General features: G+C 44.4%; 9 protein-coding genes. 5 read left to right on the forward strand and 4 right to left on the reverse strand.

Going from position 1 to position 11,895, the window contains the following annotated elements:
* Nucleotides 1-619: 619 nt before the first annotated feature.
* From AOB57_RS08160 to AOB57_RS08175, 4 genes are all read left to right on the forward strand, one after another.
* Nucleotides 620-2,140, forward strand: coding sequence for a 2-isopropylmalate synthase (locus tag AOB57_RS08160; RefSeq protein WP_054299027.1), 1,521 nt, complete (start codon nucleotides 620-622; stop codon nucleotides 2,138-2,140).
* A 66-nt stretch (nucleotides 2,141-2,206) separates the two neighbouring features.
* Nucleotides 2,207-2,980 carry a TatD family hydrolase gene (locus tag AOB57_RS08165; RefSeq protein WP_054299026.1) on the forward strand — a complete coding sequence of 258 codons (774 nt, stop codon included), beginning with the start codon at nucleotides 2,207-2,209 and terminating at the stop codon, nucleotides 2,978-2,980.
* 152 nt (nucleotides 2,981-3,132) lie between these two features.
* Nucleotides 3,133-3,774 (forward strand): MBL fold metallo-hydrolase, encoded by a 642-nt coding sequence (locus tag AOB57_RS08170; RefSeq protein WP_054299025.1) that lies wholly within the window; start codon nucleotides 3,133-3,135, stop codon nucleotides 3,772-3,774.
* Nucleotides 3,775-4,247: 473 nt separating this feature from the next.
* Nucleotides 4,248-6,185: a YgiQ family radical SAM protein gene (locus tag AOB57_RS08175; RefSeq protein ID WP_054299045.1), complete on the forward strand. Its 1,938-nt coding sequence runs from the start codon at nucleotides 4,248-4,250 to the stop codon at nucleotides 6,183-6,185.
* Between the two features lie 90 nt (nucleotides 6,186-6,275).
* Here the strand turns inward: AOB57_RS08175 and AOB57_RS08180 are convergent, their stop codons facing one another.
* The 4 genes from AOB57_RS08180 to AOB57_RS08195 form a co-directional block, all read right to left on the reverse strand.
* Nucleotides 6,276-6,557 carry a hypothetical protein gene (locus tag AOB57_RS08180; RefSeq protein ID WP_054299024.1) on the reverse strand — a complete coding sequence of 94 codons (282 nt, stop codon included), beginning with the start codon at nucleotides 6,555-6,557 and terminating at the stop codon, nucleotides 6,276-6,278.
* A 28-nt stretch (nucleotides 6,558-6,585) separates the two neighbouring features.
* Nucleotides 6,586-6,843: a hypothetical protein gene (locus AOB57_RS08185; RefSeq protein ID WP_054299044.1), complete on the reverse strand. Its 258-nt coding sequence runs from the start codon at nucleotides 6,841-6,843 to the stop codon at nucleotides 6,586-6,588.
* 346 nt (nucleotides 6,844-7,189) lie between these two features.
* Nucleotides 7,190-8,362, reverse strand: coding sequence for a (Fe-S)-binding protein (locus tag AOB57_RS08190; RefSeq protein ID WP_394339688.1), 1,173 nt, complete (start codon nucleotides 8,360-8,362; stop codon nucleotides 7,190-7,192).
* A gap of 5 nt (nucleotides 8,363-8,367) precedes the next feature.
* On the reverse strand, nucleotides 8,368-9,738 hold the full coding sequence (locus AOB57_RS08195) for an FAD-binding oxidoreductase (RefSeq protein WP_054299023.1): 1,371 nt from the start codon (nucleotides 9,736-9,738) through the stop codon (nucleotides 8,368-8,370).
* A 264-nt stretch (nucleotides 9,739-10,002) separates the two neighbouring features.
* On the opposite strand from AOB57_RS08195, the gene arcS reads away from it, so the two are divergent.
* Nucleotides 10,003-11,877, forward strand: a complete 1,875-nt coding sequence (arcS, locus tag AOB57_RS08200) for an archaeosine synthase subunit alpha (RefSeq protein ID WP_054299022.1) — start codon at nucleotides 10,003-10,005, stop codon at nucleotides 11,875-11,877.
* The last annotated feature ends 18 nt before the right edge of the window (nucleotides 11,878-11,895 follow it).

An 11,895-nucleotide genomic window follows, 5' to 3' on the forward strand; every position in this document is an offset into this window, starting at 1 on the left:
AAAGAGATATGTGATTTAACCCACGCAATCATCTTGCGCAGGATCATATACAAGACATTTCCTGTATATAAAGATTTGGATTATTCCTCATTGCGTTTTGAGTTATGAGGAATTTATACAAGATATTTCTTGTATATAAAGCTTTGGATTGTTTCCCTCACCACATTTGATTTGTATGAGGAACATATACAAGGCATTCCTTGTATATAAACCTTCTCCCGCAAGGGAGTTTAAACAAATTTGAATGATGGAAATTGAAAGTAGTTAAAAGATTTCAAAAGAGTAATACTTTTGAATCCTTAACTTTGCCCGTTTTTGCAAGCCATTGTTCATAGAACAACGTCCCAGGCGCCTTTTGTTACCGTTTTTCAAATTTCGTTTTTCTGGCGCCTTCAAATTTCGTTTTTAGTTCTCTTGGTCGTCGTGTGACGCCCTGAGAAGCAACCCTAGAAGGGTGTATCTAGTATAAATAATTTTCCATCAACAGCCCAAAAATAAAAACTTAAATTCAAACTTCAAAAAACTCTCGTGGGATTTATATACCAGAAACCTACAATCAAGTAGATGATTACCATGAATGTAAGAACTGAAAGAAGGGATCGATTTTTACATCGAGCCCATGCAGAATAAAACTGTAACTATTTTTGACACAACACTGCGAGACGGAGAACAAACCCCTGGGGTATCCCTAACTTCTGCTCAGAAACTGGAAATTGCCCATCAACTTGATAAACTCGGGGTAGACATAATAGAAGCCGGATTTCCTATCTCATCAGAGGGAGATAAAGAATCCGTAAAATCGATTTCTAATGCCGGGCTGGATGCTGAGGTCTGCGGACTTGCCCGCGTGTTGAAAAAAGATATCGATGCCTGTTTTGAAAGCGATGTCGGACTTGTGCATACTTTCGTCCCTACTTCTGAAGTACAGCGAAAATATACCATAAAAAAGAGCCAGGAAGAAGTAATTCAACTGGCCGTGGAAGCTGTCCAGTACATCAAAGACAACGGGAGAAAATGCATGTTCTCTGCAATGGATGCTACAAGAACCGAGCCCGAGTATCTCATAGAGGTTTTCAAAGCCGTGCAGGAGGCAGGCTGCGATATAATTAATGTGCCTGACACGGTTGGCGTTATGGTACCATCCGCAATGTACAGGCAGATAGAAGACATCGCAGCCGAGATAAGAATCCCCATCGATGTGCATTGCCATAATGATTTCGGGCTTGCCGTAGCAAATAGCCTCATGGCAGTCGAAGCAGGTGCATCTCAGGTTCAGGTTACAATAAACGGCATAGGAGAAAGGGCAGGAAATGCTGATCTTTCCCAGACAGTGATGAGCCTGATTGCAATGTACGGAGTAAAAACGAATATTCGGACTGAATACCTTGTAGAAACCTCAAAATTGATTGAAAACTATACTGGAGTCAGGCTTCCTCCGAATACACCTGTTGTAGGCCAGAATGCCTTTTCCCATGAATCAGGAATTCACAGCCAGGGAATTCTTGAAAAATCCGATACTTTCGAACCCGGAATAATGACACCGGAGATGGTAGGTCACAAACGGCGTATAGTACTTGGAAAACACACAGGCAAACACGCAGTCAAACAATCTCTCGAATCCGCAGGCATAATAACCAACGACAAGCAGCTCGATGAGATTGTGTCCCGAATTAAGGAAATTGCAAATAAGGGGAAACAAATTACAGATGCGGATCTCAATGCAGTTGCTTCTGCCGTGCTGGGGAAAGCAAGTTCGGAAGAGGAACTGATTAAGCTTAAAGAAGTATCCGTAATGACCGGAAACATTCTGACTCCTACTGCAGTAGTCAAGGCAAACATTGAAGGCAAGGAAATCATTTCAGCAAAAACTGGGGTTGGTCCTGTAGATGCCGCTCTCAATGCTGTAAGGGATATCCTGGGAGAAAATAATCATTTCAGACTTCAGGAATTCAGGATCGACGCAATTACAGGCGGAGCAGATGCGCTTGCAGATGTATACATAGGACTTGAAAATGAAAAGGGCAGAATTGTGACTGCGCGATCCGCAAATCCGGACATAGTAATGGCTTCTGTAGAGGCCCTTGTAAATGCCATGAATCTGCTGTATAAGAAAGAAGAAAAAGCTAAAACAATAGGATAAGAACCGTATGTTCGTTTCTCGGGTTTGTATTCCATAAACCATGTATAAAAAGTGAAATAAAATGAGATGGAATACAGACCCATGCCTTATCTAATTATTGATTCTCACTGTCACCTTGATTTTCCCAAATTCAATCGCGATAGGGAAGAGACTATTCTCCGAGCCAGAGAAGCAGGAGTTGTCGGAATGATCAATTCCGGAATTTCCCTGAAGGGCAACCGTATGAGTCTTGAGCTTGCGGAGAAAAACGCAGATATTCATGCCACACTCGGGTTAAGTCCTGATATTGGCAGGGGAGGTACGGATAAAGAAATAGATGCTATCCTCGCCCAGATTACAGCCAATGCAGGAAAAGCAGTTGGCATTGGGGAGGCAGGCCTGGATTTTCAGGACTGCAAAACAAATGATGAGCGGGAGAGGCAGACTGCAGCATTCAAAAAAGTGGTCGCACTTGCAAAAGATCTGGACAAGCCTCTTGTAGTGCATGCCCGACTGGCTGAAGCTGAAGTATTGAAGCTTGTCAAAGATATAGATACGGTTATCTATCACTGCTACAGCGGCTCTGTTGAGACCATGCAGGAAATCGTGGATATGGGTTACTACATTTCCCTGGCAACACTTGTATGCTTTTCTAAACATCACCAGGATCTTGCAAAAGCCGTGCCCCTGGAAAACTTGCTTCTGGAAACTGACAGCCCTTTTCTTTCTTCCCGCAAAGGCAGAAACGAGCCTGCCTTCATAGTAGACTCTGTCCCTGTTGTAGCGCAGCTTAAAGGTATAGATCCGGCAGAGATCGCGAAATCGACTACCAGAAATGCACGCAGGGTTTTTAATATTTAAAATCTGAGACCTTAAAAAGCCAGAAGCGAACCTGGGAAATAGTATAAAGAGTTCAAGGAAAAGAGTAAGGAAAGGCTCAAAGAAAAAAGCAAGAAAAAAATAAGAAAAAAGCAAGGAAAAAAGAGGAATAGAGGAATAAAAGAGGAAAAACTATGGAAGTCCAGTACATTTGCCCCACAGCTTACGATTCCAGCGTATATCTGGTAAATGGAAAAGTCCTGATCGATGCGGGAATGAGCAGCGACCTGATTATCAAACAACTGGAGAAATATATAAAGCTGACAGACCTGGAACTCATAATCCTGACCCACTGTCATTATGATCATACCGCAGCAGCGGCAGTAATTGCAGAAAAGAGCGGCGCGAAAGTCGGAATACATAAAGCCGACCTTGAGTGTGTAAATGACGAATATCTCAGCGTGTCGGTACTCTTTGGGGAGAAGGCCCCTGCTGTCAAGCCCACAATTACATATGAAGAAGGAGATAAAATTGACATAGGCAATGGGGAATACCTGGAAGTTATCCATACGCCAGGCCATTCAAGAGGGAGTATCTGCCTCTATGAACCAATCTCAAAAAGTCTATTTTCTGGAGATACGGTGTTTCCAGGCGGGAGTTTCGGAAGAATGGATTTCGAGGGTTCAGAACCCGAAAAAATGGTTAACTCTATAGAGAAACTTACAAAACTGGATGTAAAAACGCTGTACTCTGGGCACGGAGCCCCTGTAGACAGGGATGGAAACAGCCAGATTATGGCTTCGTACAGAATGTTAAAAATGATGATGGGTGAATAAAAGCAGTCCATAAAAACGAGCCATAGGGATAGTCAGAGTGTGAAGCGGTAGGGACTATAGAGCTTCCAGACACTATTTAAATGGAAATAAAAGAAAAATAAGGAGCCTTAAAGCAAATTATGGCTATAGATATAGCAGTTTCAAAGAGAAATAAAAATTTGAGCTCGGAGAAACTAAACAAAGAAAAAGCTGGCAGGAAAACAGGTATTTTTATCCCAAAAAAGACTGAAATGGGAGAGAAAGTAAAAGAAGAAACTAAATCAGGCACGAAGCCCAGGATGAAATCCGAAAAAGCCGAAGGAAAAAAAACAGAAGTAAACCCCTCGATAGAAACAGGAAAAAAATCATCAGGAGTAAAATCTCCTAAAGAAGCAGGGGAAAAATCGGAAAAAAGATCCGAAGCTAAACAGGGAAAGAGAGGAAGGAAAGAAAAACCTGTTTCTTCCCGCATACCTGTATCGAAGTTCCTTCCAATGAGCCCGGAGGAAGTTAAAGCTCGCGGCTGGAAAGAGCTTGACATTATTCTGGTTACCGGGGATGCCTATGTAGACCACTCCAGCTTCGGCACGGCAATAATAGGAAGGGTCCTTGAAGACGCCGGTTTCAGGGTAGGAATAATTGCCCAACCTCGCTGGGACAGCCCTGAGGACTTTAAAATGCTTGGAAAACCCAGGCTCTTCTTCTCCGTGAGTGCAGGAAATACCGACTCCATGGTAAGCAACCTGACCCCAGGCCTGAAGCCGAGGGAAAAGGATGCTTATTCTCCCGGAGGCAGAACAGGGCTTCGCCCGAACCGAGCAGTGATTATTTACTCGAACAGGATAAAAGAAGTCTTCCGTGATGTGCCTATAGTGCTGGGTGGAATTGAGGCTTCTTTACGCCGTTTCGCCCATTACGATTACCTTTCCGATAAAGTCAGGCAATCCATCCTGGCTGACGCGCCTGCTGACCTCATAATCTATGGTATGGGAGAGCTCCAGATTGTGGAAATCGCAAAAAGACTGCAAGCCGGCGAAGATATCAAAAATATCAGAGATATTCCGGGCACAGTCTGGAAGATGGAAGTTAAAGCCTGGAAAGAGCTAAAAGAAAGAACCCAAGCATTAGGAAATAAGGAAAGTATTAAAAATCCAGAGAAAAAAGAAAGAGTGGAAAATCCAGTTAAAAGATCGGACAAACCGGAACAGGAAAAAGCTGAACAAAAAAACTGGAAAATTACAGGAGATGAAGCCGAATTTTTAAAGAAATATATCGAAATCCCTTCCTTTTCAGAGGTTTCTCAGGATAAAGCAGCTTTTGCGAAGGCTTTTCGCATGTATTTCGAGGAACAGAACCCTGTTACCGGAAAGGGAGTTATCCAGCCTCACCCGAAAACTGTAATTGTACAGAACAGCCCAATGCGCCTTCTGACAGAAGCTGAAATGGATCATGTCTATGAACTGCCTTTTACTGGCGAAGCCCACCCTTCCTATACCGAGCCAATTCCTGCCCTGGAAATGGTAAAATCCTCCCTGACAACACACAGGGGCTGTTTCGGAGGCTGCGCTTTTTGTGCAATTACAGAGCATCAGGGTCGCATGATTGCAAGCCGCAGTATCGAGTCTATTCTGCGCGAAACTAAAAAGCTTACAGAAAAACCGGATTTCAAGGGTATCATAAACGGAGTCGGTGGCCCAAGTGCAAACATGTACGGAATGGAGTGCGGAACCTGGGAGAAAAAAGGAGCCTGCCTGGACAAGTCATGCCTTTATCCTCGTATTTGCCCTGCACTTGATACCAGCCACAAAAAGCTGCTCGAACTCTTACGCCGCCTGCGCGAGCTTCCAGGGATCAAGCAGGTCTTTACAGGTTATGGAGTGCGCTATGACCTGGCTCTTAAGGATGAAGAATATCTCGAAGAACTTTGCGCTTACCATATTAGCGGACAATTGCGGATCGCACCTGAACATTTCTCAAGGCAGGTCACGAATACAATGTGCAAACCCGGAAGGGAAATCTATGAAAAGTTCACCAAAAAATTTGCAGCTCTTAACCGAAAGTGCGGCAAAGAACAGTACATTGTAAATTACCTGATGTCAGGGCATCCGGGGTGTACCCTTGAAGACATGATAGAGATGGCAGAGTATGTGAGGGAACATGGAGGCTATACCGAACAGGTACAGGATTTCACCCCAACACCTATGACTGTATCCACCTGCATGTATTACACAGGCCTTGACCCGTTCACAGGCAAAAAAGTATATGTTGCAAGAAACAAGAAAGAGAAAGCCATGCAGAGAGCCCTTATGCACTACAGGAGCCCTGCAAACTACGAGCTTGTATATGAAGCTCTGGAAAAAGCAGGAAGACTTGATCTTATCGGAAATGCCCAAAAGTGTTTGATAAGAAGGAAAGGGGGAAGAAAAAGATAAAAGTTCTTCGCATATAAATTAGAATGAGTCGATTAACGATCTTTACCTGAGAATTATGAATCAAACACGACATCCTTATACGCAGCACTATTACAGTCCCTGGCACTCTCGCCAGAAAGCCTTCAATTTTCCACTTACCTGCCCGCAGTAAGTGTTCAAAGATCTTTCCTTGATCTCAATTACCAAGTTTGCCTCACCATCCCAGCTAAAGTGGGCAACAATTCCATTTCCTTCAAGTATTCCGGAATTCCCGGATTGGACTTCGATCCCATAATTCTGAAGTTTTTTCTTTATGCAGGAAAATACTTCAGGAGTTACGTTTTTGAATCTAATCCCCTGGCAGCCTTCAGTGTCAATCTTTCGTCCGGTCATACTAAATCCCATACTGGTCCAGATGTTTTCAAGAACCGTGACATTGTCTCACAAATTGCTTTATTTTCATGGCTGCGACTTCACAGCTAACGATGAAAGGTTTTTCCGTGATTGTAATCGTAAGATTAGACTGCCCGTCCCACTCAAAATCCGCAGTAATCCCTTTGCCAGATAGTTCTCCTCTATTTCCTGGCGGAACATGGATGCCAGCGTTCTGAAGCTTTTTCTTCATACAATTAAATGTATCAGGTGAAACATCACGAAATTTTATAGGTCTACAACTCATTATCTGTTCTCCTAACCTATCTCTAAAGCTCATATCCAGCCGCAAAATCCATTAAAGAAAAGTCGTTTTCCTGAAATAAAAATATGATGTTATATGTCGTTAATAGAGACCAGAGAGTATCTACCTACCAGAGGCTTGTACCAGAAACTCGAAGAGATAAGAGAAAACCCGAAAAGAGACTAGAGAATTGCTACAAAGGTTCGTCAGGAAAAATGAAGATTAAATATAGGATTAATTGCTAAGGAACAGAAAAAAGAAAGGATTGTGCCGATCAAGCCGGCTCTTAGTAGAATTAATCAGATACAGGCAGTTAAACTTAAAATATCCAGACTCAGAAATAGCCAGATTATCCCATTGCCATTGCCACGAGTTCTACAATGTCAATGACCTCAATATTTCCGCCTGCGTCCCTGAGATTTCTTACACAGAGAGGACAGGAGGTAACAATGTAATCCACACCTTCTGGCACATCCTGAAGCCTGTTTTTCGCAAGCTCAAGTGAGATATCAGGATATCCTATTCTTACCCCGCCTCCGCCGCCACAGCAGCGTGCGTTTTCTTTAATGTTTTTCATCTCTTTGAGAGTTGAAATTGCCTCGATGACTTTCCTTGGAGCATCATAAACCTCATTGTGCCTGCCCAGGTGGCAGGGGTCGTGATAAGTGACAGTAAAATCCAGTTTCTTTAAATCAAGATCTTCCAGGTGTTCGGCAAGGAATTCAGGGAGGCTGATAACCCTGAATTCTTCAGGGTAATTGTTTTTGAGAGCTGTATAACAACCAGCACAACTTGTAATAATCGTGTTCGCTCCCATTTTCCTGATCTGTTCAAGGTTGCGCTGCATAACTTTCTCTGCATCCTTTTTAAATCCTGTCCGCAGAAGGGGAGAAGCACAGCACTGCTCATCAGGCAGGAGAGTAACTCCGAAACGCTGCAGGACTCCAAATGTCTTTTTGGCAAACTCAGGATAGCGATAGGAATCAAAACAGCCCACGAAATAGACGTAGTCTGATTTTTCAGGAATTTTTGAAAGTTCTGTTTCGGAAAGCCAGTGTTTACGGTCTTTTGTTTCCCCGAAAGAGTTTCCATATGTCAGAACTGCTGACTTCAGTTTTTCCTGTGCCTCGGTTGTGATGTCACATTTTACAAGTTGAGCCCGGGCAGCTTCTACAACTTCAGGTGGATTTGCTCCTGCAGGGCACCTGGAAGCGCAGATTCCGCAGGTTGTGCATGAAGCAAGGCTTTGGAGGACATCTTCTAAAGGTGCCCTGCCTTCGAGTAAGCCTTTAATAATGAGCATTCTGCCGCGTGTATTGGCAGATTCCCATCCTACCACGTCAAATACCGGGCAAACCGAGCGGCAGGTTCCACATTGTACGCATTTGTAAACCGACCTGCGGTCAACTTCAAAGGAATGTTTTCCGCTCTCTTTCCCGGCTATCTCGGTTTTATCCTGATCTCTTGCCTGCTCAATTACTTTTTTTCCTTCGTTTTTCATGATTTTTACAACCCCATTCATGATTTTTACAACCCCAATTTCCCCGGATTCAGTATACCTTTAGGGTCAAGGGCTTTTTTGATTGCACGCATTACCTCAAGGGCAGGACCCCACTGGATTTCCATGTATTCCGCCCTTGCCGCACCTACCCCATGCTCGGAGCTGACCGTGCCTCCAAGCTCAATCGCTGTCCTATGTACCAGATCTGCAGCTTTGTTCAGACGATCCCATTCATCTTTATTCAGAACATCAATGAAGAGGGCAAGATGCAGGTTTCCGTCTCCTATATGCCCGTACTTCATAGCAGGCAGGTTGAATCTCTCGGAAATTTCCTGTACTCGTTTTAGCAGTTCCGGAATTTGCTTTATAGGAACTCCCACATCTTCTCCAACATAAATACGGGTCTTAGTCGGGTCCAGGCGAGAAATTGCAGCTCCTACGAGTTTTCTGGCTGCCCAGATATCTGCCATTTCCTTTTCGCTCTCTGCAAGCCTTATGGAAAGCGCCAGAGGAGCACAAACTTTCATTATCTGCTCTGCAGCTTCACGTGCCGAACTTTCCGTTCCGTCAACCTCAAAAAGGATCACATCTCCTTCCGAAGGAAGCACAAGGTTCGGATCGTAACGTTTTAGCACTTGCAAGGAAACTCTGTCAAGGATCTCACAGGCTGAAGGAATTACCCCGTTTGAGAAGGTTTTTACGACCGCTTGTCCTGCGATTTCCGTATTTTCAAAGGAGGTAATAACAAGTTTTCGGGTTTTCGGGAGAGGAGCAATCTTCAGGCTGGCTTTCGTGACAATGCCCAGAGTACCTTCCGAACCTATGATAAGCTGGGTCAAGTCATATCCTGCCGCAGATTTCAGCATTTTTGAACCTGTGTGAATAATTGTCCCATCCGCAAGCACCACTTCAAGGTCGCGGACATAGTTTCTGGTAGTACCATATTTAACGCAGCGCATCCCGCTTGCATTGTAAGCTATCATACCCCCGATAGTGCACATGGCTGAACTGCCAGGATTGGGAGGGAAAAAGAAACCATATGGCTTTAGCGCGTCATTTAAAGAATCCTGAACAATTCCGGGCTCCACTACAACCTGGATATTATCAATATCCACTTCAAGAATCCTGTTCATGCCCGACATATCGAGCACAATGCCCCCTGCGACAGGAACTGCCCCGCCTGCAAGTCCAGTGCCGGCTCCCCTCGCAGTCACAGGGATATCGTTTTCATAAGCAAGCCTGACAATCCGGCTTACCTCATTCGTACTTTTCGGACGTACCACGTAATCAGGCATCCCCTTGACCTGGGATGCGTCAGAAGAATAACAGTAAAGTTCCGAAGGCGAGACCGATAGTCGCCCGTCAACGATCTTTCGAAGTTCTGCAGTTATATTCATTTTAGACCTCAAATTGGAATTCAGATGTGAAAAAGTAGAATTTCTGTCCCTATTGGAGACAGATAGGTAAAAGATGAGCTGCAGCAGATAATCAAGATTAATAATATATAAGAATATACCATCCTTCTTCCTCCTGAGCGGCTATTACGGGATAAAACGTAAAGCTGAGCATCATTCAGCTTAGGAAAACAGGCAGTAAAAAGAAACTCTCAGGAAAAAGTGCAGGATAAACCTTTACATCCTGATAGAGATAAGAGGACAAACATGACACAATACTTTGAGATAGAACAGAGAGATGGAGCAGCTAGGATCGGAAAACTCATGTTGTCTCCCGAGCTTCGTACACCCTGTATTTTGAGTACGACAGAACTGGGAAAGCTTGAAAGCCCTGGCCCTGTCGTTGATGCAGGAAGTTTCTGGGCTGTAAAATCTGATGAAGAGTTTGATGTACGCGTAAAGCAAATCCGGAAAAAAGCAGGAAACGGGACTCTTATAATCCTGCCGCATCAAGCTTATCCGCCTGCCATTCCAGCCGAGAGCCTGGGAAAAGTCGAAAAATTTACTGCCACTAGTGGTGAAAACATTGAAGGGCCGATAGGTTCTCTCCTGAGAGTGGGAGAAAAACCTGAAAAGACTGACCTGTATGTGATGGAAGGGGCAGGTACCCTGGAAAACAATGCACGGAGATTTCTTGAAACCGTAATAGAGCTTAAAAACCATATTCCTCCTGACACAGCCCTTTACGCCCCGAATCTCGCACTTCCTGAAAACATAGCTATGCTGGTTTATCTCGGAATTGATGTTATGGATGATATGAGGGCGGAAATTGCAGCCTATTCTGACATCTACCTGACAGTTACAGGCAGCTTTCATCTTGAGTCCCTGACAGAGTTTCCTTGCAGGTGCAGGGTGTGTGCTTCAAGTACACCCGCAGAGCTTAGGAAGCTCCCGAAGATCGAGAGAGCAAAGTTCCTTTCAGCACACAATAGGGATGCCCTTGAAGCCGAGCTTTCTCTTGTTCGGGAGAGAATCAGGGCCGGGAACTTGAGGGAATATATCGAGGGACAGTGCAGGGTAAAACCCTGGCTCACAGCCCTGTTAAGACTTGGAGATTTCGAATACTCCTACCTTGAGGAGAAAACTCCTGCTTTTCGACAAAACCAGCTTCTTGCTGATACTTCCGAAGCCCTATCTCGGGTTGAAGTGGCAAGATTTGCACGGCGAGTACAGGAAAGGTACACACCTCCGGAACTTGAGATTCTCGTGCTTTTTCCATGCTCGGCCAGAAAGCCATATTCAACATCGCAGTCCCATCAAAAATTTATTCTGGCGCTTGGTAAATACCGAAAGTTTGTTCATGAAGTGATCTTGACCTCACCTCTTGGAATAGTATCCAGAGAACTGGAACTGACATATCCTGCGGCCCACTATGACACTGCGGTCACAGGGCACTGGGACGAAGAAGAAAAAGCCTGGGTTTCCGGATGCCTTGAAGCTTATCTCTCAAAAAACAGATATAAAGCCGTAATTGCCCATGTAGAGGGTGCATATAGAGAGATTTGTGAGCGTGTAGCAGGCAAACTCGGTATCGAAATGATCTACACTGCCACCGGAAATTCTGTGTCTGGAGAGTCGCTTTCAAACCTTAAGAACACTGTTGAATCTATCTGCACAGCCGAAAGCTTCAGCAAGAAAAGCCTGAATGCGGAAGAGGAGAAAAAGGATTTCCTGCGAGCAATTGCAAAATATCAATTCGGAGAAGATGCCTCACTTCTTTTTTCTGAGGAAGCCGGAAAGCTTGCAGTCAAAGGCCGATTCCCCAAATACCAGCTCTTTGCCGGGAAAAAACAACTTGCAACCCTGGTTCCGCAGTACGGAATGCTTGCTCTTTCCCTCGAGGGAGCTGAACTAATGCTAGAAAGTGAGAAGTACCTGGTAAAAATTGATGATTTTCTCCCACGTGGTTCAATCCTTGCTCCAGGTGTTATTCAGGCTGACCCAGGAATACGGCCCAATGATGAGGTGATTGTGATTGGAAAGAAAGCGCTCTGTGTAGGGCGGGCTGTAATGAGCGGAGAAGAAATGGTAAAATCCAGTAGAGGAGTTGCAGTTGACGTCCGGCATGTCAAGAAACTCTGAGCTTGCACATTGTTTCTA

Source organism: Methanosarcina flavescens, assembly GCF_001304615.2.
In the GTDB taxonomy this organism is placed as follows: domain Archaea; phylum Halobacteriota; class Methanosarcinia; order Methanosarcinales; family Methanosarcinaceae; genus Methanosarcina; species Methanosarcina flavescens.